General features: G+C 49.2%; 20 protein-coding genes. 8 read left to right on the top strand and 12 right to left on the bottom strand.

Annotation, left to right across the window (positions count from 1 at the left end; translation table 11 throughout):
- Positions 1-31: 31 nt before the first annotated feature.
- Positions 32-1,216 (bottom strand): anaerobic sulfatase maturase, encoded by a 1,185-nt coding sequence (locus OLG56_RS03595; protein WP_061377603.1) that lies wholly within the window; start codon positions 1,214-1,216, stop codon positions 32-34.
- 511 nt (positions 1,217-1,727) lie between these two features.
- Between OLG56_RS03595 and OLG56_RS03590 the strand changes: the two genes are divergently transcribed.
- Positions 1,728-2,411 carry a helix-turn-helix transcriptional regulator gene (locus OLG56_RS03590; RefSeq protein ID WP_023232630.1) on the top strand — a complete coding sequence of 228 codons (684 nt, stop codon included), beginning with the start codon at positions 1,728-1,730 and terminating at the stop codon, positions 2,409-2,411.
- A gap of 104 nt (positions 2,412-2,515) precedes the next feature.
- On the opposite strand, the gene OLG56_RS03585 is transcribed toward OLG56_RS03590, so the two are convergent.
- The 4 genes from OLG56_RS03585 to OLG56_RS03570 all read right to left on the bottom strand — a co-directional run bounded on the left by OLG56_RS03585 (position 2,516) and on the right by OLG56_RS03570 (position 6,449).
- The gene (locus OLG56_RS03585) at positions 2,516-3,073 is read right to left on the bottom strand and encodes a DUF3156 family protein (protein ID WP_000100109.1); all 558 of its coding nucleotides are present in this window, start codon (positions 3,071-3,073) and stop codon (positions 2,516-2,518) included.
- Positions 3,051-4,550 carry an APC family permease gene (locus OLG56_RS03580; protein ID WP_000475960.1) on the bottom strand — a complete coding sequence of 500 codons (1,500 nt, stop codon included), beginning with the start codon at positions 4,548-4,550 and terminating at the stop codon, positions 3,051-3,053. Before OLG56_RS03580 ends, OLG56_RS03585 begins: the two co-directional genes overlap by 23 nt.
- Positions 4,551-4,758: 208 nt before the next feature.
- The gene (locus OLG56_RS03575; RefSeq protein ID WP_000542983.1) at positions 4,759-5,133 is read right to left on the bottom strand and encodes a cupin domain-containing protein; all 375 of its coding nucleotides are present in this window, start codon (positions 5,131-5,133) and stop codon (positions 4,759-4,761) included.
- A 14-nt stretch (positions 5,134-5,147) separates the two neighbouring features.
- Positions 5,148-6,449: an NAD(P)/FAD-dependent oxidoreductase gene (locus tag OLG56_RS03570; protein WP_061377604.1), complete on the bottom strand. Its 1,302-nt coding sequence runs from the start codon at positions 6,447-6,449 to the stop codon at positions 5,148-5,150.
- 161 nt (positions 6,450-6,610) lie between these two features.
- Here OLG56_RS03570 and OLG56_RS03565 point away from each other — a divergent pair, with 161 nt between their 5' ends.
- Positions 6,611-8,095: an NAD-dependent phenylacetaldehyde dehydrogenase gene (locus OLG56_RS03565; protein ID WP_001528014.1), complete on the top strand. Its 1,485-nt coding sequence runs from the start codon at positions 6,611-6,613 to the stop codon at positions 8,093-8,095.
- A gap of 135 nt (positions 8,096-8,230) precedes the next feature.
- Here OLG56_RS03565 and iraD read toward each other — a convergent pair whose 3' ends face one another.
- The 5 genes from iraD to OLG56_RS03540 form a co-directional block, all read right to left on the bottom strand.
- On the bottom strand, positions 8,231-8,611 hold the full coding sequence (gene iraD / locus OLG56_RS03560; protein ID WP_023139912.1) for an anti-adapter protein IraD: 381 nt from the start codon (positions 8,609-8,611) through the stop codon (positions 8,231-8,233).
- Positions 8,611-9,096 carry an Hcp family type VI secretion system effector gene (locus OLG56_RS03555; RefSeq protein WP_000338753.1) on the bottom strand — a complete coding sequence of 162 codons (486 nt, stop codon included), beginning with the start codon at positions 9,094-9,096 and terminating at the stop codon, positions 8,611-8,613. Before OLG56_RS03555 ends, iraD begins: the two co-directional genes overlap by 1 nt.
- Before the next feature lie 725 nt (positions 9,097-9,821).
- On the bottom strand, positions 9,822-10,745 hold the full coding sequence (locus OLG56_RS03550) for a polysaccharide deacetylase family protein (RefSeq protein WP_000540892.1): 924 nt from the start codon (positions 10,743-10,745) through the stop codon (positions 9,822-9,824).
- 38 nt (positions 10,746-10,783) lie between these two features.
- Positions 10,784-11,662 carry a carbon-nitrogen hydrolase family protein gene (locus OLG56_RS03545; protein ID WP_000089255.1) on the bottom strand — a complete coding sequence of 293 codons (879 nt, stop codon included), beginning with the start codon at positions 11,660-11,662 and terminating at the stop codon, positions 10,784-10,786.
- Positions 11,663-11,974: 312 nt separating this feature from the next.
- Entirely contained in the window at positions 11,975-12,571 is a 597-nt protein-coding gene (locus OLG56_RS03540) for a TetR/AcrR family transcriptional regulator (RefSeq protein WP_001667040.1), read from the bottom strand.
- 374 nt (positions 12,572-12,945) lie between these two features.
- Here OLG56_RS03540 and uidA point away from each other — a divergent pair, with 374 nt between their 5' ends.
- Genes uidA through uidC form a run of 3 tightly spaced genes read left to right on the top strand, consistent with a single transcriptional unit; the run spans position 12,946 to position 17,428 of the window.
- Positions 12,946-14,757 (top strand): beta-glucuronidase, encoded by a 1,812-nt coding sequence (uidA, locus tag OLG56_RS03535; RefSeq protein WP_061377606.1) that lies wholly within the window; start codon positions 12,946-12,948, stop codon positions 14,755-14,757.
- On the top strand, positions 14,754-16,127 hold the full coding sequence (uidB, locus tag OLG56_RS03530) for a glucuronide transporter (RefSeq protein WP_001075549.1): 1,374 nt from the start codon (positions 14,754-14,756) through the stop codon (positions 16,125-16,127). Before uidA ends, uidB begins: the two co-directional genes overlap by 4 nt.
- Before the next feature lie 35 nt (positions 16,128-16,162).
- Positions 16,163-17,428, top strand: a complete 1,266-nt coding sequence (gene uidC, locus OLG56_RS03525) for a glucuronide uptake porin UidC (protein ID WP_000712675.1) — start codon at positions 16,163-16,165, stop codon at positions 17,426-17,428.
- 79 nt (positions 17,429-17,507) lie between these two features.
- Here uidC and OLG56_RS03520 read toward each other — a convergent pair whose 3' ends face one another.
- Positions 17,508-18,812, bottom strand: coding sequence for an MFS transporter (locus OLG56_RS03520; RefSeq protein WP_000784371.1), 1,305 nt, complete (start codon positions 18,810-18,812; stop codon positions 17,508-17,510).
- Between the two features lie 404 nt (positions 18,813-19,216).
- Here OLG56_RS03520 and uxuA point away from each other — a divergent pair, with 404 nt between their 5' ends.
- The 3 genes from uxuA to uxaC all read left to right on the top strand — a co-directional run bounded on the left by uxuA (position 19,217) and on the right by uxaC (position 23,408).
- Positions 19,217-20,401, top strand: a complete 1,185-nt coding sequence (uxuA, locus tag OLG56_RS03515; RefSeq protein ID WP_000815491.1) for a mannonate dehydratase — start codon at positions 19,217-19,219, stop codon at positions 20,399-20,401.
- Between the two features lie 110 nt (positions 20,402-20,511).
- Positions 20,512-21,984 (top strand): fructuronate reductase, encoded by a 1,473-nt coding sequence (locus tag OLG56_RS03510; RefSeq protein WP_061377608.1) that lies wholly within the window; start codon positions 20,512-20,514, stop codon positions 21,982-21,984.
- An 11-nt stretch (positions 21,985-21,995) separates the two neighbouring features.
- The gene (uxaC, locus tag OLG56_RS03505; protein WP_000190182.1) at positions 21,996-23,408 is read left to right on the top strand and encodes a glucuronate isomerase; all 1,413 of its coding nucleotides are present in this window, start codon (positions 21,996-21,998) and stop codon (positions 23,406-23,408) included.
- 299 nt (positions 23,409-23,707) lie between these two features.
- Here the strand turns inward: uxaC and OLG56_RS03500 are convergent, their stop codons facing one another.
- On the bottom strand, positions 23,708-24,763 hold the full coding sequence (locus tag OLG56_RS03500) for a methyl-accepting chemotaxis protein (RefSeq protein WP_000475253.1): 1,056 nt from the start codon (positions 24,761-24,763) through the stop codon (positions 23,708-23,710).
- Positions 24,764-25,379: the final 616 nt, after the last annotated feature.

Genomic DNA, 25,379 nt, shown 5'->3' with positions numbered 1-25,379 from the left:
GAGCGGCGGGCAAATGCGGCAAGAGGGACCATCAGCCCGAAAATCTGCCCATAACGTCAGCACGCCAGGCTTTCAGTCCATTCAGATTCCGGGGCCAGGCGCGTAGCGGAGCCAGAATCTCCGTGAAAAAAGAGTAATAGCCGCTACAAAGTCGGTTGTAGCCGGCACTGTTGATATGTGCGGGGCAGCCTCCCTGGCAGACTATTTTCACAGAACACCGTTGACACTCCCGGCGCTGGCTTTTCTTAATACCAAAGGGAAGCCGGGTTGCGGAATCTACGGCTGGCGCTAACGTATTATTAGCAAGCTGTCCCAGGTAATGCTGGCTATTAATCAGATGATCGCAGGCATAGAGTTTGCCGTCCGGCTCCATGACCAGATTCATGCCGCAGCGGGCGGAGTGGACACAGGTGGCGCTGATATGCGTAAAATATTGTGCCCATGCCTGTTCAATGTTGATCACAAAAACCCGTCCCATATCGCCGCGTTTGCGCCATTGACGCCAGATATCAATCATGAAACGTCCCCAGTTATCCGCACTCAATTGGTAACGTTGCTGTAGGGCGTTGCCTTCGTTCATCAGTGGCTGAAATTGCAGATAACGAGCGCCAAGGCTAACAACATGATCGTAGATGGCTGCCGCATGGCGAGCCATGTCATCATGCACGACAATCAGTACGTTAAAATCGACTCGATAGTGTTGTAACAATGTGATTCCCCGCAACACCGCCGGATAACTGGACTCGCCGCGTTTGCCCGGACGATGGTAATTTTGCAAGTCTTCACTGCCCTCAAGACTGATGCCAATAGTAAAATTATTGTCGCGAAACAGACGACACCAGGCATCGTTTAACAACGTCGCGTTCGTTTGCAGACTATTACTGATCGTCACGCCGTCAGGCGCATATCGTTGTTGAAGCGCTATTACCTTTTTATAAAAACCGATTCCGGCTAAAAGCGGTTCACCGCCTTGCCAGACAAAATTAATTTCACGCGCACTGGCAGGTTGCGCCGCAATATAGCGACAAATAAAAACCTCCAGCGTTGATTCATTCATTTTTTCTACGGGCGTTTCGCCCTGTGGGTAATAACAATAGCGGCAGGCCAGATTACACGCAGGGCCTATGGGTTTTGCCAGAATATGAAAGGGTATCTGCGCGCGATATTCAGTCATTACGGGGATTTGTTGTTGCCGTAATGTGTTGAGATTCAACATTATTCTGTCCTGTAATTATCATTTCTGATGCGGAGACATGACTCACATTTCGCAATAGCGTCCGTCTGGTGCTGCGGGCAGAATGCCGAAAGCGGGCTGTATCTATTGATACACCGGTTTTCTGCATAGCGCATGACGCTATTGAAACGTTATTTAGCAAATCCTGTCTGAACCAGAAATTAAGTCTCTGTTAACCTGCGCTATTACAGAAAATCATAGAACAGGCATCTCAAAAGAATATCGTCCTGAAGGACGAGAACCCACGGCATTTTCAGGAGATGAGTCAACCGCGACAGAAAAAAATTATATTAATAATTTTTAATTATTTTTTAGAAAACCAAACAGGATTTAAATTAAAACTGTTTTATTTCAAATAGTTATAAAAAATACCGTAACACGCGTCACATTATTAACATGTGAATGATTGTGTTAACCGAATGTAAATTGTATGTTTCAACATACCACTATTTTACTGCGCCCCGACGCGCTCATCCGGATGGAAGGAGATAACATGTCAGCCTTATCAACTACTGGCCATAATGACGGGATCACTCTCCATTGCTTACAGAGCATTGCGCAACTCATTCCTCTGTCGTCGGCGGTTTTTTATCGTGTTAATGCTTATTTAAAGCCGGAAGCCTATGTTTTACATAATATTTCTAATAGCACACACCAACAATATCTGGAGCATTTTCAACCATTAGACCCGCTATCGCCTTCCCGGTTCGGCCAACAGGTTGTTACCGTAGCGACGATGACGCCCGGTATCTGTGCCCGTCATCGCCATTATTATCATGAATTTATGCTACCTAATCATGTGTGCGACATGATTGAGATCTTTATTCGTCGGGGCCATCGTATTATCGCGGGCATTTCATTAATGCGCGATATACCTTTTTCCAGCGAAGAGCGTTTGCGAGCCCAGGCAGTACAACCATTACTGGGACTGGCAATTCATGATTCTCTTCAGGAAGACAACAATCTGGCGTCAATATTGACCGCAAAAGAGCGTGAAATTGTGGGAATGGTCTGCGAAGGGGCCAGTAACAAATTGATTGCCCGTCAGTTGAATATATCTCTCTCAACAGTGAAAACGCATTTACGCAATATTTTTGCTAAAACAGAAGTGATAAATCGCACGGAACTGGTTTCCCGAACCAGAATGTCCTCGGTACAACATTCACAGCATATGTGAAAGCGTGCTTTTTACCCCGCGTCAATTGCGGGTCTTTTCCCCATGTGTCATATATGCCTGAATTAATACCACTCTCTGAGCTGATGCCTCAATAAAATGTCATATTATCTGGCGTCGGTATCCTGTTGCAGCCATTGATTCATGGCCTGATTGATCATATTTATCACACTCAGCAGAAGAACACGCTGGTGTCGCTCAAGCCGCAGATAACGGCGCAGCGGCGGCATTTTACAAACCACCTCGCTCGCAGCCCATAGCTCAATGCTGCAATACCATTCCTTATGATGTAAAACCAGCGTAAAACGACGATAATCCAGTTCACTCAGTGCCTGTTGTAAATTGGGGAAACGATTAAGATAGTTAATCAACCCGGCGGTACTTTTACTGCCAGTAAAAATGACGGGATAACGTTTCAGCCATCCGGGCTGATGAACGCGAATTTTGCCCTGCAAAGGATAATTGATTGTGCCTTTCACCCTGAATTCACAACTGTGAATACTGGCCATGAATAATCGTTTTTGCTGAACATGGCAGATAACCTGGGTAAATGCATTCAGATGCAGCACGGCGCTATGTTCGGTCAATTTTTCACAACGCCAGCCGCTCAAATCACGTAACACCATGTTCATTAATGTGCTCTTAAACCAGGGGACGGAGGACATCTGGCGTCATCTCTTCATTGTTTCGCTTTTCATAATTGCCCATCGCCCGTTCCACGACCTCTTCTACCGGAAGTGGGAGGAAAGGATTAACCCGTTGCACACATAATGTCCAGAATAAGGCATAGGCGGCAGTCAATCCAAGCATAATACCGAATGGTATAAGTACATCCCGACTGTTCATTCCTGGAGGTGCGATATTAATAATGGCGATAATAATACCCACGCTCGAAATAATCTGAGGTAAGGGGAACCAGGGGGCCCGGTAAGCGCGTGGCAAATCGGGGCGCCGAATACGTAAGATAACGACCGATAACGTTACCAGCAGATAAGCTACCCCCCAGGCGCAGACCGCAGCGAGGATCAGCGGAACAATGTGGTCGATATCACCGTTCAGATACCAGGCATGTAAACAGGGGATCGCAACACCGAAAGCGATGGCGATGACCGGTGTTTTAAAGCGGGGGTGCAACCAGGTCAGAAACCGCGGCAAAGCGCCGTCCAGCGCCATGCCGTATATAATACGCGGTACTGCCGCCATCAGCGTATTAATTGTCGCACATCCCGCTAACAACAACCCCACGCCCAGCCAGTATTGCCCGACATGTCCCATGACACGATTGGCAAAGGCGGGAATAGCCATCGGCGTATCCAGTAAAAAGATATGGTTTGCCGCATCGACAACCACATTATTTACCTGCCGGTTAATCGCAGCGCCATAGAGGAACATACAACCTGCCACCGCTAAAAGGCCAAGCGCCATCGCTCTGGGAATCGTACGATGCGCTTTTTTAATTTCCGGCGCCATTGGCGTTACCAGTTCACAACCGACGAACATAAACATCGCCATGCCAATATAACCAAACAGACCAGAAAGATTACTGACATCAAGCGGTGCGCCAAACCACCCAGAATGATGAGTGACCGGGGATAACAGGATCCCGCATAAACCGAAGATGGTCAGGGTAGTCCACATACCGAAAGTAAGAAATACTTCCACCTTGCCAAATACTTCAACACCAATGGCATTCAGTAACCCGAAAACCACTACCATGCCGACGCCAACCATCCAGGTATTGTGCTGCATGGCCACGTGTTCGCTAACAGACTCAAAGTTCACCAGCGCCATGACGCCAGCGAGAATCGTTTCTGCCGTGCCGGCAAAAATGTGTACGATCAGGTAAGCGCAAAGCGCACCGGTGATAGCGAAAAAACGCCCCATTCCGCAGGAAATATAGTCGTAGACGGAGCCAGTTGTGGGAATAAGCGTTGCCGCTTCGGCAAAGGTGGTAATCTGCGCTTGCATCATAATAAATGCCAGTAATACCGCAAGGGCAAAGGTATCTCCCCCTGAGCCAAAACCACTGGTCACGGTCAGGATCACCGGGCTTGCCATAATCAGCCCGACGGAGCTGGCAAGCGTCGTGGGGAAACCAATAACGCCACGTTCAAGATGGCTGGCAAGTCTGTTTTTAAACATGGTCAACCTCTTCACTATTATTACAACAATAAATTACCGCTCCGGAATAACGCTTATTTATGGCAGGCAGCGCATCTAACAGGTATCGTCCTGAAGAGGGATAACGGTAAATAACGTTGTGACGCCGTCCCCGCATGCGCTAATAGCAAGTGGGGAGCGCGTTATTCTCCCCAGTGATGCCAACGCTACTGACGAACAATTAAAGGATTCAATCCTGTTTATGGCTTTCAACGTTTGCCAGATAATGTTTTACAAAACGGGGCGTTAAAACTTTCCATGCCACTTCGGTTCCCTGTTCAACAAACCAACTATCGCCCGGTGAAAAACGTATCGGTTCCTGACCAGCGACAGTGAGTTCCACTTCCCCTTCCAGCACGGTTGCGTGCTCGGTAAAGGGATAAATCATCGTGAAACCGCCGCGGGTCGATGAAAACAGTCCACAGGTAAATACATCCTCAGGTTTACCATAAATCATCGCGACGGCGACCTGGGGATCGCCTTCTGTTGGCAACGCCCCTAACAGGCTGACACTCCCGACTGGCTGTAATTCAGGAACAGGTTGATTGAGTTTAAAAGCGTGCATTAATGTTCTCCTGGTTAATTCCGGCCTTTCCAGAAACCGGCTGTTTGATGTATCAGTTTTCCCGCACTGACCAGCAATAGACGTAAACTGTCGCGACCATAAATTGTCGCGTGGGGAATGCTACTCATCAGACGATACCGCTCGGAACCGCCATTTATTCCTTCGGCCAGGATTTTGCATACAATATGGGAAGGCGTGACGCCAAATCCGGAATAACCCTGAACATAAAAAACATTATTGTGCTCACGAAGCGTGCCAATCTGCGGAAACAGATTCGCGCTACAGGCCATCGGTCCGCCCCAGGCAAAATCGATTTTAACGTCTTTCAAATAAGGGAAGACCTCCGTCATCAGAGTGCGGTTCCAGGCAGCAAAATCGTGCGGGGTATATTCAAGAAACCTTGTGGCGCTGCCAAACAGCAGACGGTTTTCTTTTGTGAGACGGTAGTAATTTATCACCGGACGGATATCACTAAAAGCCCCGCGCAAGGGACTGATCCGCTCAACAAGCTCGCTGGAGAGAGGTTCTGTAGAGACCTGATAAGAATAAGTAACCAGCGTTTTCTTATAAATTTCTGGTTCCAGATTATTGAGGAAACTATCGCAGGCCCACAGCAATTTGGCTGCTTTTACGCTGCCCATCGCAGTACGTACCCGCACTGTCTTACCGTAACTGACCTCAACCACAGGTGAATATTCGAATATCTTCACCCCCAGCGAATTCGCAGCCTGAGCGGAGCCCAGCAATAAATTCAGCGAGTGGACATGCCCTCCCCCCATATGCTTGAGAACACCGCAGTAGACGTCGGAACCGATAACCTGCTGCACGTCTTTACCGGTATAGAGTTCAATATCGTCTTCCGGCGTAGCGGCTTTGAATTCTTTTTCCCATTGTTGCAGCGTTTTTAACTGCCGCTGGTTGTAGGCCAGATAACCATATCCGGGGACAAAATCAGCATCAATATGGTATTTACGAATTCGCTCCCGAATAATACCCGCGCCGAGGTTCGAGATTTTAAACAGCGTCTCCATTCCCGCTGCGCCTACATATTTTTTAACGGCTTCGATGTCGTGACCTATACCGGCCATTACCTGACCGCCGTTTCGTCCGGTGCCGCCATACCCAAGATGACGGGCTTCCAGAACGACAACATTAGTGATCCCCTGCTCCGCCAGTTCCAGCGCGGTATTGATGCCTGAAAAGCCACCGCCAATGATCACCACATCGGCATCAATATCCTCTTGCAGAGCAGGAAAATGCAACGGGTATTTTTTCGTCGCGCCGTAGTAATTCAACGCATCGATTTTTGTATTCATCGCGTTACCTTGTCATCACGCTTGACTAAGACCGCTATCACAGCACGGTAACGTTTTGCAAAATATCGTCCGGAAGAATGACGTTCTTTGGAACGATATTCAGCCCCGAAAAAGTATGTTGAGATGGAAAAACGTACATTCCTGACCTACAGGCACTTCTGATGAGCGACGTGACATTACTTGCCGAAGTAACGACTTTTTTACGCCAACGACACGGACAATTTATTGCAGGTGAACGTCAGGCCGGAAACGGCACAAACTTTTCGGTCACTAACCCAGCCACCGGCAAAATCATCGCCGACGTTGTGTCGGCAACCCCTGCGCAGGCAGAACAGGCCATGCAGAGCGCCAGACGGGCGTTTGATGTCTGGCGTAAAATGCCAACGTTACAACGCGGCGCATTACTGCTGAAACTGGCTGATACTCTTGCCGCTCATCGTGAAGAGTTAGCTCAACTGGAAAGCGTCTGTTCAGGTAAAACGATTATGCTGTCACGCGGTCTTGAACTCGATCAGTCAGTGGCCTTCCTGCGTTACTTTGCCGGTTGGGCAGGAAAAATAACCGGTGAAACGCTGAATGTCTCCCTGCCATCAATGGGAGAAGAGAGATACACAGCGTTTACCCAACGCCAACCCATTGGCGTGGTCGTCGGTATTGTGCCGTGGAATTTCTCAATCATGATTGCTATCTGGAAGTTGGCCGCAGCGCTGGTATGTGGCTGCACCATCGTCATTAAACCAAGTGAATATACCCCGCTGACACTGCTGCGAGTCGCTGAACTGGCTAAAGAGGCAGGTTTCCCTGATGGCGTAATTAACGTGGTAAACGGTGCTGGCGGTGAGATAGCGCAACAGCTGATCGCGCATCCAGATTGCGCCAAAGTGAGTTTCACCGGGTCAGTCGCGACAGGTGAGAAAGTCCGGCGTTCGGCAACATCGTCAGGAAAACGCGTTACCCTCGAACTGGGAGGGAAAAATGCGGCGCTGTTTCTCAATGATCTCTCGGCACAAGCCATGGTCAACGGTATTCTTGAAGCCGGTTATCTGAATCAAGGACAGATTTGTGCTGCCGCAGAGCGTTTTTATCTGCCCCAGGAAAAACTGGATACAGTCATGACGCTCCTCAGGCAACGGTTATCGGAGATCGTGCCCGGCTCGCCTTTAGATGAAAAAACGGTGATGGGCCCGCTGGCGAATCAGGTTCAGCTTGAAAAAGTGCTGCGTCTGATTCAAATCGCACGGGAAGAAGGGGATACCATTGTTTACGGCGGTGAAACTTTACCCGGCGAAGGGTACTTTTTACAGCCGACGGCGGTAAAAGTGCGTAGTAAAAACAGTACGCTGATGCACGAGGAGACCTTTGGCCCTGTCTGTAGCTTTATCGGTTATCAGAATGAAAAAGAGGCGCTTTCGCATATCAACGCTTCGCCATTTGGCCTTGCAGCAAGTGTGTGGTCGGAAAATATGTCTAAGGCATTACGCTACGCTGAAGATATTGATGCTGGCATGGTGTGGGTCAATATGCATACCTTCCTCGATCCTGCGGTACCCTTTGGAGGGATGAAAGGATCGGGCATTGGTCGTGAATTTGGCAGCGCGTTTATTGATGACTATACCGAACTTAAATCTGTCATGGTCCGTTATTAACCATCCTGAAAATGATGCAGGCAGATCAACCATACCGAAAGGTGGACTGCCTGCCTGATTATCAGGTTCGCTCGCTGCGTTTTATTGCTTTTGGGGTAATGTAAAACGCCCGGCCCGGCGTTCTTTTCTGCATTACTAGCGCCATCTACCGTTAGAGTAGGCTATCTCCAGTCTTAACGGTTCAGACTCATCCTGTAACATCGCTTCCAAAGACAACGCCAGCGTCTGATGATGGGCATCTTTTACACTGACTTTCAGCATGTTGATGCTCGGTTCATAACGTAAAATAGCAGCGCGAAGCTCACGGCAAAACCAGTTGAGAACCCGTCTGTCACCCACATTCACCTCGTGCCATTCCGGCATACCCCGAGTGAGCAGCGGCGGTAATGTCTCGCCACCTGCCACAGCGCAAGAGTTGAATAAACACATTAACTTGCGGCGTACCAATTCATGTGGGCTTATCCCCTCAACCAAGAGCCTGTCGAATAGCGCGACCGGAATGGTTGGCGTCATCATCATTTCCCTATCTGGTCCATCGCCAGATCCCATACTGACGTTCTGGACTCCTGTTGAGCGCCGTCTGATTTCTCGGCAGTGATTTGCCATTCGATTTTCGTGAAGTTCAGCGACATCGTTTCCACCGGCTTACCGCCGGCGCCGCCGCTAACACTGAGTTGTGATATCAGCACGTTTGTCAGGGTATAAACGATAAGCGACCGCATTTTGCCGTCGTCATTGCGGCACAACGTCAGCACCGCGGTTCTAATTAGCCTCCCGCTACAGCAGTACTCATTGAGCACAGGCGTGGCGAGGTCGACAAATTTGGTGAGCGACATTTCACCAACATGCGCACGCCCGGAAGTCCGCTCAGTGAGGCTAACATCGTTATTTACCTGCATTGCCACATTGTGGCTATAAGACATGATCTCTATCTGATCTTCAAAGCCTTCAACCTGGCTTTCGCCTTTGATATTGTCGAGCTTTAAAAAAATCGCATCCATGATTTATCTCCTTGTTGATCAGGTGGCAGTTCAGCAGCCAGACGAATACCCGCGGCCAACGCTTGTGACTCTTATTAAAAGCGCAACTACCAAAAAACACAGCGTGAAAAGCGCCAGGTTTGCAGGGATTTTGCCAACGTTTACCCACGTCTGATGAACGTTATTCCGCTGGTTGCAATGCAATAGAGGGTTTTGGCCCGCTGTGGCCAAATACAATTGAGGTTATACTGAACGCTCTCTGCCATATTCAATCCCTTTTATCGCAAAGTATCCCTGGTGCCGGTATCACAGCGTCGTTATTCAAAAATTGACATTTCAGAATAATAATCAGCTATATATAAAAAACACATCAAAAAGCAAATATCAACTTAATTTTTACTTATTCAATAAAAAAATCCAAATTGATTTACATCAATTAACATATACAAAAACATTAAAAATCAAAGCATTAAATAAAAATTAATCACTATGGAAATTTTATTTTTCTTAATACTCACATTATAAATGCTATTTGCTTATCTTCCTGTGAACACTAAAAAATGATTTAAATCAAAAAACAAACTATTCTCGTTGATTAACGTTTTGACCGAAATAAAAAAGATTTTATACGTCCCGGGATAGTCTCCCTTTCTGATGGACAATATGCATTAACGAGCGAGCAAACAGGTAACTTCTGCCCGGGTAATCCGTTACCCGACTGATATTAACATTGTCATGAGGTGATATCATTTGCCTGGCCAGCCATAATCATCCGGAACCGGCGCTACGCCACGAACATCAGGACGGAGCATTTTTTGTCGATCCTCTTCGTCATCCACCCAGACACTGGCTATCTCTTCACAGGTTGCAAACCATACGCCATCATGCCCTTTAATATGTTCAATCAAGCGTGACAACATCATCATATGATGCCCATGACCGATTATCTGCGGATGAAGGGCCATCGCATATAAACCGTTTTCCTGATGGTTATAAGCATAGGTAAAAATATCCTTCCAGCGTCGCAGAACACCGTCAGTATCGCTCATCCCCTCCTGGTTGCCGGTATACGCCAGTGCGGGAAAATCATCCAGATACCAGCTAACAGGAATTTCCAGAATCGCGCTGGCCGGGCCTGCGATATTTCCCGTCTCCCAATTCACCTGCCAACGTTGAGGATGGTAAGGCACAAGATCTCTCGCCATCAGGCTACTGTCATAGAGAAAACCGGCTTCCTCCAGAAGATCCAGCGTATTCTCGCTATAATCCCAATAGGGAGAACGGTATCCCACAGGACGTATGCCGAAATGTCTTTTATAACAGGCGAACGCCAGATCCATAAGTCGGCGCTCTGTATCACGATTCACCAGCGTCGGATTTTCATGATAGTAGCCATGGTGAGCGATTTCATGCCCGGCATCAAAAATCGCTTTACTGATTTCCGGGAAGGTGTCTACAGTGTGTCCGGGAATAAAAAAGGTGGTTTTGATATTATTTTCTTTGAACAATTTCAGAAGCCTTGGTACGCCAACTTGTGCACCAAACTCTCCTCGTGACATAAAGGATGGCGACGGTCGATTAAATCCGCCCAGCCATAAAGACTGAGCATCTACATCGACACCAAGATTGACCGCAATCCTTTTACCCTCAGGTAATTTTAAATATCCCATAACGACCTCCAGCTAATACATAGAAGGGACACATTCTGTTATTTAATGTGTGATGGCCAGATATTATATATGCCTGCTTTTCTGCGTCTGTCCTTGAACGTTGTTGCTGCCCCCCCAAGTCTATTTTCATATAGAACATCGAGGTTAATTTCTCCTGAAATGACATCCTCTTGATTGACGTGCGCCTCTGCGATAATACCTTGTGGATTTTTCCACACGACATCACAGGGGCTTAAAATTGAACTTCGGGCCCAGCAGCCTGGCAGTGGTCCACCCGGGTTTCCGCCCAGGCAACAGTGAACAAGATAAATTTGATTTTCAATACAACGTGCGTGGCAACAATGCCTGACTCGCCAAAATCCCTGTTCAGTAAACGTAGCGGAAGGCGTTAAAATTAACTCCACACCCTGTTCCGCCAGCGTCGCGGCACACTCCGGTATTTCTGCTTCATAACAAATATTAAAACCCACCTTTGCAAATGGCAGTTGAAAAACAGCCATTTTATCGCCTTCCTGAGTATACCAACCCCGTTCAGCCGGAAAGATATGCGTCTTACTGTGGGCATAATGTTCGCCATCGGGTCCCCATATATGCGCAACATTCTCATAGCGATCTGCTCCGGTCTGCTCCAGATGAGAGCCAGCAATAATGAACTGTCCTCTTTCTTTCGCTTCCTGTTGAAAAAGCTGCTTATAGGCATCCGTGAACTGATCAATTAAAGTAAGGTGTGAAATGGGTCTTTCTTGCCATTTTTTCAATAGTGTAAATAGCTCAATGGTAAATAGCTCCGGGAAGATAACGACATCAGCTCCCTGACTTTTATTAAGAAGTATCCTTACCTTTGTTATGAAATCTTCAAAAGTGTTTATTTCAGTAACAATATACTGACAGGCTGAAACAGTAAAATTACGTGACATCGTGATATCCCCGGCATGAAATTTAAACTTAAATTAACGTATAGCGCATGGAGAATATTAGGGAGTGGGCATTACGACATCAGGTTATTTTTTGTGAAGCTACGCAAAATATATGGAGAAAAGAGTAGAAGCATTGAAGCTTTATTTACATAAAGGGGACTTTATCGATGATCGCAGCGAGACAGAGAGTCGCTAAAAATCCAGGCGAAAAACAATAACCCTTACCACAATATTATTTTCATCATCTAAAAATAATCAGGCAAACTAAATGATAACGCGCTCGTATAAAACGAACGCGTATTTTTACCGACACTAGCTTGCAGAGTTGCATTTTAGTAGCCCGGTTAACATAGTTCTTAACGTCGTCGCAAAACTGACGTGCCGGGCATTCTCAGCAGAGCTGCTATCCGATAAAATACCATACGTGGTAGCTAATAATAGCCTTGCCGCCATTTCTTTATCCACATCGGCGCCAATTTCCCCCTTCGCCTGCGCATCGTTAAAACGTGCAACCAGCGAGGCGATAATAGTGTGGTATTTATTGGTTAGCATTTCCGCGACCTGAGGATTACGCATCCCTTCAGCCATAATCTCTACGACCAACGCCCGCTGCGCGCAGTCTTCACGCGTGACGGCAATAGTTGACTCCACCAGATAATCCACCAGCCCAACGCCCTCCAGCGGCTCACGAAAATGGGTTAGTGCTCTTTCCTGATCTTCTAAAATAATGGCTTCAATCAGGGCCTCTTTAGAGGGGAAGTGATGATAGAGTGTGCCGGGGCTCATGTCGCTGGCCTTACAGATCGTTTTCATTGATGTACTGTGAAAACCGTTTTCAGCAAAACACTGCCTGGCGGCGCGTAAAATTCGCATCCGCGTCGGTAGTGATTCGGTAAGTTTATTCTCCATTACGTTGACCCATTTTTCACTCTGCGTGGTGGCAGTGTACCCGGGCGCACTTCAGGCGCCTACTCTTCATCCTATTTTCTTTGATCCTCATGATATCCCTCCCGCCCCCTCCCCCTCACTTCCTGTATAAAAAACAGTAGAACGAACATTCGATTGAACATTTTTTGCCATATGTCAACGGATGAAAATGGTTTTATGTGACAAAAGAAACAAAAATCAGGTTGCAATCCTGTTTTTTTTGATCCGCCTTAAGATCCTTCCTTTCTGCATTTTCCCTCTCGATCGCTGCGTGATAACTATTGCCTCAGACAACTGGTTAACTTGTTTTATTGCTGGTTGACCAATGAAAATTCATCAGGATTAAGGAGTGAACAATGTTACGTCCCGTAGAAACCCAGAGCCGCGAAATCAAAAAACTTGATGGACTGTGGTCGTTTTGCACGGATGCAGACGATTGCGGTATCGCGCAACAATGGTGGCGACAACCGCTCCCCCAAAGCCGCGCTATCGCCGTACCGGGTAGTTATAACGATCAGTTTGCCGATGCAGAGATCCGCAACTATGTCGGCAATGTCTGGTATCAGCTCAACGTCCGCATCCCCAAAGGCTGGGAGCATCAACGCATCGTTCTACGTTTTGATGCCGTCACGCATTATGGAAAGGTATGGGTAAATGACCACGCCGTGATGGAACACCAGGGAGGCTATACACCTTTCGAAGCGGATATCAGCCACCTGGCGGCAGCCGGAGAGAGCATACGTATCACAGTATGCGTCAATAACGAGCTGAGCTGGCAGACTATCCCTCCGGGGGTGGTGACCCGTGATGAAACGGGGAAAAGGCAGCAATCATACTTCCATGATTTCTTTAATTACGCCGGTATCCACCGTAGCGTCATGCTCTACACCACACCAAAAACGTTTGTTCAGGATATTACGGTGACGACGGAGGTCGCGAACGATCTCTCCCGGGCCACACTGAGCTGGCGGGTGGAGGCCAACGGTGAAGTACGCGTAGAACTGCGGGATGCCGGGCAGCATATTGTCGCCTACGGCGAAGGGGCAAAGGGCGAATTACAGATAGCAGCGCCACGATTATGGCAACCGGGCGAAGGATATCTGTACGAGCTGCGGGTTATCGCACAGCATCAGGACGAACGTGATGACTATCCGCTTCGGGTAGGAATCCGTAGCGTAGAGGTAAAAGGCGAACAGTTTCTGATAAATCATAAACCTTTTTATTTTACCGGCTTCGGTCGCCATGAAGATGCCGATCTACGAGGGAAAGGATTTGATAACGTGCTGATGGTACACGATCACGCGCTAATGTCGTGGATTGGCGCCAACTCTTATCGCACGTCGCACTATCCTTACGCCGAAGAGATGCTCGACTGGGCGGACGAGCATGGCATTGTCGTCATTGATGAAACAGCAGCTGTTGGTTTCAATCTCTCTTTAGGTATCGGCTTTGATTCCTGCGAAAAACCGAAGGCGCTATACAGCGAGGAAGGCGTCAATGATGAAACACAGCGGGCGCATCTCAAGGCTATTCAGGAATTGATCGCCCGCGATAAAAACCATCCCAGCGTGGTGATGTGGAGTATCGCGAATGAGCCGGATACCCGTCCAGAAGGCGCCAGAGACTATTTTGCGCCACTGGCGCAGGCCACGCGCGAACTGGACCCGACCCGCCCTATAACCTGCGTGAACGTCATGTTTTGCGATGTGGAAACCGACACCATCACCGACCTCTTCGATGTGGTATGCCTGAACCGCTATTACGGTTGGTATGTACAAAGCGGCGATCTTGCGAAAGCAGAAAAAGTGCTGGAGAAAGAGTTACTGGCCTGGCAGGAGAAACTCCACCGCCCCATCATCATGACGGAATATGGCGTCGATACGCTGGCAGGGCTGCATTCGATGTACAGCGACATGTGGAGCGAAGAGTACCAGTGCGCCTGGCTGGAGATGTATCACCGAGTATTCGATCGCGTTAGCGCCGTTGTCGGCGAGCAGGTCTGGAACTTTGCCGATTTCGCGACTTCACAGGGCATTATGCGCGTCGGCGGTAATCGAAAAGGGATTTTTACCCGCGACAGAAGACCAAAATCCGCGGCCTTTATACTGCAAAAACGCTGGACCGGTATGACCTTCGGCGAAAAGCCACAGCAGGGAGAGAAATCATGAACCAGCCGCTTTCCTGGCGCGTTATCGTAGGCTACAGCCTGGGTGATGTTGCCAATAATTTCGCCTTCGCCATGGGGGCGCTGTTCCTGCTAAGTTATTACACCGACGTCGCAGGCGTCGGTGCCGCCGCTGCCGGTACGATGCTCTTACTGGTACGAATATTTGACGCCTTCGCCGATGTGGTGGCGGGACGCATAGTAGATAGTGTAAATACCCGCTGGGGGAAATTTCGCCCGTTCCTGCTGTTCGGATCGGCGCCGTTAATGCTGTTTAGCGTACTGGTATTCTGCGTCCCGGCAGAGTGGAGTCATAGCAACAAAGTTATTTACGCATATCTCACCTATATGGGACTTGGGTTCTGCTATAGCATGGTCAATATTCCCTATGGATCGCTGGCGACGGCAATGACTCAGGAACCGCGTTCGCGCGCCCGTCTCGGCGCGGCGCGCAGTATTGCGGCCTCGCTAACGTTTGTCTGTCTGGCCTTCCTGATCGGGCCGCGTATTACTCATTCCAGCCCGACAGAAATGGCGTCGGTCTACCTCTTCTGGACCATTATCCTGGCCATTGCCGGTATGGCGCTGTATTTCATCTGTTTTAAATCTACCCGCGAAAACGTGGTGCGTATCGTCGCGCAGCCGTCGTTAAAAATCAGTCTGCAAACGCTTAAACAGAACCGCCCGCTAATGATGCTTTGTACCGGCGCGCTATGCATTCTGATCTCGACCTTCGCCGTCAGCGCATCGTCACTGTTCTATGTACGCTATGTTTTGAATGATACCGCCCTTTTCTCGGTTATCGTGCTGGTACAAATGCTGGTAGGTTCTGTGGCGTCAGCACCTCTGGTTCCCCGTCTGGTGGCGAAGATAGGTAAGAAGAATACCTTCCTGGCGGGCGCCTTAATGGGCACCCTTGGGTATTTGCTTTTCTTTTATATGTCTGACCATTCAGTGCCCGTGGCCTTAACCGCTCTGGCGATTGCCGCTATTGGCCAGGGGATCACCATGACGGTAATGTGGGCGCTGGAGGCGGATACCGTGGAGTACGGCGAATATCTCACGGGCGTGCGCATAGAAGGTCTGACGTACTCGCTATTTTCTTTTACCCGTAAATGCGGCCAGGCTATCGGCGGTTCTATTCCGGCCTTTATTCTTGGGTTAAGTGGCTATATCGCCAATCAGACGCAGACGCCGGAAGTCATTACCGGTATCCGGATGTCTATATCGCTCATACCGTGCGGCTTTATGTTACTGGCTTTTATTATTATTTGGTTTTACCCATTAACGGATAATAAATTTAAGGAGATTGTTCAGGAGATAGATAAACGAAAACAGTCACAGCAACAACTTATTAAAGATTTTAATAAATAGCTTTTCGATAACAATAATATACAACAGGTTAAACAATGAAAAAATTCGCGAAGATAGCGGCTATTCCAATAGCAGTAGTCGCGGCCTGTCCTTCTGCCCTGGCCCTACAAATTTCTGATGATGAGTCCGCCTTACGTTTTAGACTGAAAAATGAGTTACGAAGAGCTGATAAGCCCAGCGCGGGCGCAGGCAGAGATATTTATGCCTGGGTTCAGGGTGGGTTAATTGATTTTAATAGCAGCTATTATTCACAACGGATCGGCGTCGAGGGTAGCGCGTATTATGTTTATAAACTCGGTGCTCGCGATAATATGAGTACGCGCTGGTACTTAGACGGACACGAGAGTTTCGGCTATGTGCTTGGCGCAATAAAAATAAAGCCAACAGAAAATAGCCGCTTAAAAATAGGTCGTTTTGGCACCGATTATAGTTATGGCAGCCTCCCCTGGCGAATTCCACTCATAGCCAGCAGCTCACAACGCACGCTACCGACCGCTTCCGAAGGCGCGCTGGGCTACCTGGCGCTGACGCCAAATGTAGAGTTCTGGGCAATGTGGCGTACCCGCGTTTTTCAGTGGACAGACTCAACGACCGGTATTCGCAATGAAGGCGTCTACAACAGTAAAACGGGTCAATATGATCATCATCGTCCACGCGCATTTTTCGCCGCCAGCTGGCACGACGAGAGCAGCCGCTATTCCATAGGCGGCTCGCAGCAAAACGATGTCTCCCGTCAGGTACAGGGTATCTTTGAAAAACGGATACCACTAGACGATGGTTATGCCCTGAAAGGCGAGCTGCTCGGTTTTTACGCCCGGCTGGAGGGGCTAAGTCGTTCATCCACCCAGCCTAATGAGACCGGGTTGGTTAGCGCTCAGTTTACCTGGAGCGCCCCCTGGGGCAGCCTGTTTGCCAGCGGCGGCTATCTGCAACACGCCATGAACGGCGCAGTGGTCGATACCGATATTGGTTATCCCTTCTCTTTAAGCCTCGATCGCAACCGGGAAGGCATGCAGTCCTGGCAGGCGGGCGTTAATTACCGTGTTACGCCACAGCTCACCATGACATTCGCGCCTGTCGTCACGCGCGGTTATGAGTCCAGCCAGCGCGCTGTTCAAATTAAGGGGTTGGGTCTGCTGGGAGCCATAAATTATCGTATTGAAGAGGGGCCGCTAGAGGGCATGAACATTTTTCTTGCCGCTGACAAAGGGCGCGAAAAACGCGACGGTAGCGCGCTGGGCGATCGCTTGAATTACTGGGATGTGAAGATGAGCATCCAGTATGATTTTATGCTCAGGTAAGATGAAGACGGCCACCCGAAGGTGGCCGTTAGAGGCCGGTAGCGCTTTCGCTTATCAGGCCTGTGAAACCGAGACAGCTTTAGCGGTGAGACGCCAGCGGCTGTTCCGTCATTGGCGGGTGGTGCTTTTCCGGATCTTTAATCAGTACCCACAGGATGATGGCGCCGATAATATCGAACAGACTGAGTGCAATGAAGAACGGGCCGTAACCGATAATAGCGACCAACGCCCCCATAAACAGGTTGAAGCTTAACTGTCCCATCCACGCCGCAGATCCTGCCAGACCGGCAACCGTCGCGACCTCATTTTTCTTGAACAGGTCAGCGCTCATGGTAATCACGACGGTAGACAGCGTCTGGTGCGCAAAACCGCCAATACTCATCAATGCAATGGCGACATACGGGTTAGTCGTAATGCTGACAAAACCGATCGAAATCATCAAAACAGCGCCGATGGTAAAGCTACAACGACGCGCATTGATCGTGGTCATGTGCATCTTTTCCATGAAGAACTTCGCCAGGAAACCGCCTGCAACGCAGCCAAAGTCCGCCGCCAGGAACGGCAACCAGGCAAACATGGCGATCTCTTTTAACGGCAGATGCATCACGTTAATCAGATACAGCGGCATCCAGAAACTCAGCGTTCCCCATGCCGGGTCAGCCAGAAAACGGGTAATCGCCAACGCCCAGAAGTTACGCTTTTTAACGATCTCTTTAACGGCCGGTTTTTTGTTATCGTCCTGGAGATAGCTTTCCTGGCCGTCTTCGATATAACGCAGCTCTTTGTGGGTGATCCACGGGTGTTTATTTGGCGAGTTATAAATCAGGAACCAGGTGATGGCGAACAGCACGCCGATCCCACCGGTAATCACAAACGCCATTTCAGTACCGATGCCGCTATCAGCAAAGGTCAGCATCGCCCAGACCACCAGCGGCGGCGCCAGCATCGCGCCAATCGAAGTACCGATATTAAACAGCCCCCCCGCAATACCGCGTTCTTTCGTCGGGAACCATTCGGCGCTGGCTTTAATCCCGGCCGGAATCGCCGACGCTTCGGTCAGCCCCATCAGACCACGCAGAAATGCCAGGCTTATCCAGCCGCCGGCCAGCGCGTGCGCCATGTTGATCAGCGACCACAACAAGGCAAAGATAAAGAAGCCGATTTTCAGTCCGATGACATCCATCAAATAGCCGGTGATCGGCTGCGCAATGGTGTAACAAAGCTGGAAGGCGCTCACCACCCAGGAATATTGTTGCTCATCAAAATGGAGTTCTTTCATCATCGCTGGCGCCGCAACGCTAAGCGAGCTACGGGACAGGTAGTTTACGATGGTCCCTACGCAGACCAGGCCGATAATCCACCATCTTAATTTTGTCATCTTCATGATAAAGCCTCGTTAAAAAACATTAGCTCCGCGCCGTCTGACCTGTAGCGGGAAAACTGAAATCACAAAAATTGGTTGACCAATCAATATTTTCTCATCCGGACCGGTCAAAATCTGGCGGCAACTCCCGCACTTAGTATTCCTGAAATAAATACATCAACTCATTTCAAGTTGAATGGTGAATGCTTTTCACCCAGCAAAAATTGACACAGATCAAATAAATAAAATTGGCAGACCGTGAATGATGATATTTGTGATTTGGTTAGCCAATTTAGACAATAAGGTTGACATGAGAAAATTTTTGGTTGAATTTAGGAGCCAGAACGGGTTTACAAAGCACGTTTCGATGTTGGCTGGCAATGGGTCAACCACGAAGACGTTATCGCAAGAAGAGGAAACGAGATATGAAACAAACCTGGCGCTGGTACGGACCTAACGACCCGGTAACGCTGTCAGATGTACGCCAGGCTGGCGCAACCGGCGTGGTAACGGCGTTACACCATATCCCGAATGGAGAAATTTGGTCGGTAGACGAGATCCAGAAACGTAAAGCAATCGTTGAAGAGGCGGGTCTGGAGTGGTCTGTGGTAGAGAGCGTACCTATCCACGAAGACATCAAAACCCACACCGGTCAGTACGATTTATGGATCAAAAACTACCAGCAAACGCTACGTAACCTGGCGCAATGCGGTATCTATACGGTTTGTTATAACTTTATGCCGGTGCTGGACTGGACACGTACGGATCTGGAATACGTATTACCGGATGGTTCCAAAGCGTTGCGTTTTGACCAGATTGAATTCGCCGCGTTCGAACTGCACATCCTGAAGCGTCCGGGAGCAGAAGCCGACTATACGGCAGAAGAGATTGCTCAGGCAGAGCGGCGTTTCGCCACCATGAGCGAGGAAGACAAAGCACGTCTGACCCGCAACATTATTGCCGGTTTACCTGGCGCGGAAGAAGGCTATACGCTGGAGCAGTTCCGTCAACACCTGGCGACGTATAAAGATATCGATAAAGCAAAACTGCGTGAACATTTTGCCTATTTCCTGAAAGCCATTATTCCGGTTGCCGACGAGGTTGGCGTGCGTATGGCCGTTCACCCTGACGATCCGCCGCGCCCTATTCTCGGCCTGCCGCGCATTGTCTCTACCATTGAAGATATGCAATGGATGGTGGAAACCGTTAATAGCATGGCGAACGGCTTCACCATGTGTACCGGATCTTACGGCGTGCGCGCCGACAACGATCTGGTTGATATGATCAAGCAATTTGGTCCGCGCATCTACTTTACGCATCTGCGTTCTACGCTGCGCGAAGAGAATCCGAAGACCTTCCACGAGGCCGCCCATTTGCACGGCGATGTGGATATGTATGAAGTCGTTAAAGCGATTGTGGAAGAAGAGCACCGTCGTAAAGCCGAAGGTAGCGACGATCTGATCCCGATGCGCCCGGACCACGGTCATCAGATGCTGGACGATCTGAAGAAGAAAACGAATCCGGGTTATTCCGCCATTGGCCGTCTGAAAGGGCTTGCGGAAGTCCGCGGCGTCGAACTGGCTATCCAGCGCGCTTTCTTTAGCAAATAACCTTCTTTCGCATGGCGCGACGCGTCATGCGATTTCCCCTACTCAATGCAATAGCAACATGCCTCGCCCCGGAGATCGCGGGCGAAGACGTCGAATGACAGGAGTTTGCAATGGAACAGAATATCGCCACCGCCCAGGTTTCCGTCGCCCGCCCAAACTGGGACAAATCACGTCTGGTATCCCGTATTGTGCATCTGGGCTGCGGGGCGTTTCACCGCGCGCACCAGGCGCTCTTTACTCATCATCTACTGGAAAAGAGCGACAGCGACTGGGGCATTTGTGAAGTGAACCTGATGCCGGGTAACGACGCGCGGCTGATCGCGAACCTGAAAGCGCAAAATCTGCTGTACACCGTTGCAGAACGCGGCGCAGAAAGCACCGAACTGAAAATTATCGGTTCAATGAAAGAAGCGCTGCACCCTGAATTCGACGGTCATGCAGGGATTCTGGCGGCAATGGCGCGCCCGGAAACCGCCATCGTCTCCTTAACCGTGACCGAAAAAGGCTACTGCACCGACCCCGCCAGCGGCGAGCTTGATGTCAATAACCCGCTGATCCAAAACGATCTTGCCCATCCACAGCAGCCTAAATCCGCCATTGGCTATATTGTCGAAGCGCTAAACATGCGCCGGGAGCAAGGACTGAAAGCTTTTACCGTGCTGTCGTGTGATAACGTGCGCGAGAATGGTCACGTCGCGAAGGCTGCCGTCCTCGGTCTGGCAAAAGCTCGCGATGCCGCCCTCGCCGCATGGATTGCCGACAATGTGACCTTCCCCTGCACCATGGTTGACCGCATTGTTCCGGCAGCGACCGAAGAGACGCTACAACTGGTTGCCGACCAGTTAGGGGTTTATGATCCCTGCGCTATCGCCTGCGAACCCTTCCGCCAGTGGGTCATCGAAGATAACTTTGTGAATGGTCGCCCGGACTGGGACACCGTCGGCGCGCAATTCGTTGCAGACGTCGTACCGTTTGAGATGATGAAGCTGCGTATGCTTAACGGCAGTCACTCTTTCCTCGCCTATCTGGGTTATCTCGGCGGGTATGACACTATCGCCGATACCATGACCAACCCGGCTTACCGTCGCGCGGCGCTGGCGCTGATGCTTGATGAACAAGCGCCGACGTTGTCAATGCCGGAAGGCACCGATCTGGAAGGGTATGCGAATTTGTTGATTGCGCGTTTCACTAACCCCTCGTTGAAACACCGCACCTGGCAGATCGCGATGGATGGCAGTCAGAAACTGCCGCAGCGTTTGTTGGACCCGGTACGTCTGCACTTACAACAGGGCGATGACTATCGCCACCTGACGCTGGGCGTCGCCGGATGGATGCGTTACGTCGGCGGTGTCGATGAACAAGGTAAAACCATTGATGTCGTCGATCCGCTGCTTGCACAGTATCAGGCGATTCATCAGCAATATCAGACGCCGGAAGAACGCGTTCGCGGGCTACTGGCCATCGAGTCTATCTTTGGCAACGACCTGCCGAAGAACCACGAATTTGTGCAAGCCGTTACCGACGCTTACCAACAGCTATTGCAGAACGGCGCGAAAGCCACGGTAGAAGCGCTGGCTAAGTAAGGAGATAAATCATGGCTACGTTTATGACTGAAGATTTTCTACTTAAAAACGACATTGCCCGCACGCTGTACCATAAATACGCCGCGCCCATGCCGATTTATGACTTCCACTGCCATTTAAGTCCGCAGGAAATCGCCGACGATCGCCGTTTCGATAACCTCGGTCAGATCTGGCTGGAAGGCGACCACTATAAATGGCGAGCGCTACGAAGCGCAGGCGTGGATGAGTCGCTGATCACCGGCAAAGAGACCAGCGATTATGAAAAATATATGGCCTGGGCCAATACCGTACCAAAAACGCTGGGCAATCCGCTGTATCACTGGACGCACCTTGAACTACGCCGTCCATTTGGCATTACAGGTACGCTGTTCGGACCGGATACCGCGGAAAGTATCTGGACGCAGTGTAATGAGAAACTGGCGACGCCGGCCTTTTCCGCGCGCGGTATTATGCAGCAGATGAATGTGCGGATGGTCGGAACCACCGACGACCCGATAGATTCTCTGGAATATCACCGCCAGATAGCCGCCGACGACAGCATTGATATTGAAGTCGCGCCAAGCTGGCGCCCCGACAAAGTTTTCAAAATCGAACTGGACGGCTTTGTCGATTACCTGAGGAAACTGGAAGCGGCGGCAGATGTCAGCATTACCCGTTTCGACGATTTACGTCAGGCGCTCACTCGCCGTCTCGACCATTTCGCCGCCTGCGGCTGTCGCGCGTCCGATCATGGCATTGAAACGCTGCGATTTGCGCCGGTGCCCGACGACGCGCAGCTTGACGCCATTCTGGGCAAACGTCTGGCTGGCGAAACGTTGAGCGAACTTGAGATCGCCCAGTTTACCACGGCGGTGCTGGTCTGGCTGGGCCGTCAGTACGCCGCGCGCGGCTGGGTGATGCAGCTACATATTGGCGCGATCCGTAATAATAATACCCGTATGTTCCGCCTGCTGGGGCCGGATACCGGCTTTGACTCCATTGGCGATAATAACATTAGCTGGGCGCTCTCCCGTTTGCTCGACAGTATGGATGTGACCAATGAACTGCCCAAGACTATCCTCTATTGCCTGAACCCACGTGATAACGAAGTCCTGGCGACCATGATCGGTAACTTCCAGGGGCCGGGAATTGCCGGAAAAGTGCAGTTTGGTTCCGGCTGGTGGTTTAACGATCAGAAAGACGGGATGCTGCGCCAACTGGAGCAACTGTCGCAAATGGGACTGTTAAGTCAGTTTGTCGGGATGCTGACCGACTCCCGCAGTTTCCTTTCTTATACGCGACATGAATATTTCCGTCGTATTCTCTGTAACCTGCTGGGACAGTGGGCGCAGGACGGAGAGATTCCTGATGATGAAGCGATGCTAAGCCGTATGGTTCAGGATATCTGCTTCAATAATGCCCAACGTTATTTCACGATTAAATAATCGCTATTAATCTGTGAGCACAGGTTTCAGGTATTCCGAGGGGCAGGAAGGCGGTAAGAGAGTGAGAAATTTAGCAGTAACGCACTTTTCCAGCCAAAGTCTGGCCGCCGATAAAAAGCAAAGAGGTTGCTGATTAATCCCGAATCACTTACTAAGGTAAGTGATTCGGGTGAACAAACACAGCCATCTTCTGCGTCATGCTTCTTTTCTCTGTCCGGAATAACTCCAGTGCAGAAAGTGCGATACATCAGTCCTGTTGATGATGGCTCCTGTTGGTTATACGGTAATAACTCATGACTTCACAGTGTGGTTTCTTTTAACAAATCGACAGCCAGCATTTCCAGCTGGTTAACCACCTCATTACTGGATCGCTCCATTCTGTCAAGTTCTTGCGACATCGCATTCATATCGCCTGCGGCAAAATAGTTCAGCGCAGAGTGACCAGCGGTATGCACCTCTTTATGCGGCGCTTCCAGACTACGGAAACTGTAGTAATTGCTAAACTGCTGCCCTTCGAAACCATAGTACCATTTCCCCAGCCGACACTGATCGTGCATCGTTATTTTACTGTTTATGTCTTTATTTAAGAGTAATTTGTAGACTTCCATTTTCCAGATAACATGGTCAACTTTGACAATATTCAAAAACTGCACCGTAGAGATGTACTGCATGACCGATTTCATGCTCAGCGATTTATCGATGACGATGCCAATAGACTCCACAATTTGATTTATGTTAGTCGTAATATTATCAATAACCGGCTGTTGGTTATCCAGCACCTCACTCACTCTGGCCGTATTATCTTTGATTACAGAGGTTAACGTACTGACGCTTTTCGAACTGTGTTTAACATCTTCGGACAGGTTTTTCACCTCTTTCGAAATAACGCTAAAACCACGCCCGGCATCCCCTACGCGCGCGGCCTCGATCGCGGAGTTAATCGCTATCAAATTGGTCTGGTTAGCGATCTTCTGTATCTCTTTAATACACGCATTAATTTGCGTTAAGGAGGTATTTAAGTCGCCCATACGACAGCCAATATCCGATGAAGTCGTGCCAATTTCGGTGATAAATTCCACGAGCGATTTTAATGAACTTCTGGCTTTATCATTCTGTTCGTTAAGTTCATTAATGCGTTCTTTTTCAATGTTGAGCTGCTCACAGGACTTAATGATGGCATTACGAATGATATCGATCGTCGAGATCCCCATCAGAATTTTTTGACACAATATCCGCTCATAAGGCTCAGGAGTATCCACCACCACGTCAGACGCATTAGCGCCAGATTCTGCTGGCGGCGGTATTTTTACAACATTATTATTCCAGTGGCGCAAGCCTAATACTTTTTTAAACATATACCATTCTCCTTATTATATGTGGACATCCTGATCTATGCCTGGATAAAGTATTATCAACTCATGCTAACATAATGAAAAATCGGCTGTCATCTGCCATAGCCATACGTTCACCAGAATAAGACAAAACGTCCACCAAACTTAAATAATTACAAAGTAAACTATTCAACAATACTATTAATAGTCATAATGGAAGTCGCTTCGCTTTATACGGAAATATTATTTACAAGGCTGACAACAATAGCTGAATAATAATTAACTGCATTTACTTAGGTGTATCTATATCTCGGCCCGAAGATTGCAGACAGGGTTTAAACGCAAACTTTTGCGATAGAAAAATAACCTAACGTAAACTTTTTATATGACTAACAATATCATTTAAACTCGTCAATATATTATGCTGTCCGTTTACCCGCCAAACAGGCATGACCTAAATCCAAAGGGATAGGGGCGGCGTAACCAGCCGCAAAAAGTACCGATTAGACGAAAATCAGGAAACGGATGCGCCAACGCGGCGAGCGTCACCGCCTGCGTCAGAAAAGTTAAGAATAATTTGTGATATTATTTCTCATATGTTACCAGTAAATGGCAGGCTGACAGCCGTTCGCTGGTAAAC

The sequence above is a fragment of the Salmonella sp. 2018103 genome (assembly GCF_026247685.1).
Taxonomy (GTDB): domain Bacteria; phylum Pseudomonadota; class Gammaproteobacteria; order Enterobacterales; family Enterobacteriaceae; genus Salmonella; species Salmonella enterica.
This window is presented reverse-complemented; position numbering and strand designations above follow the sequence as displayed.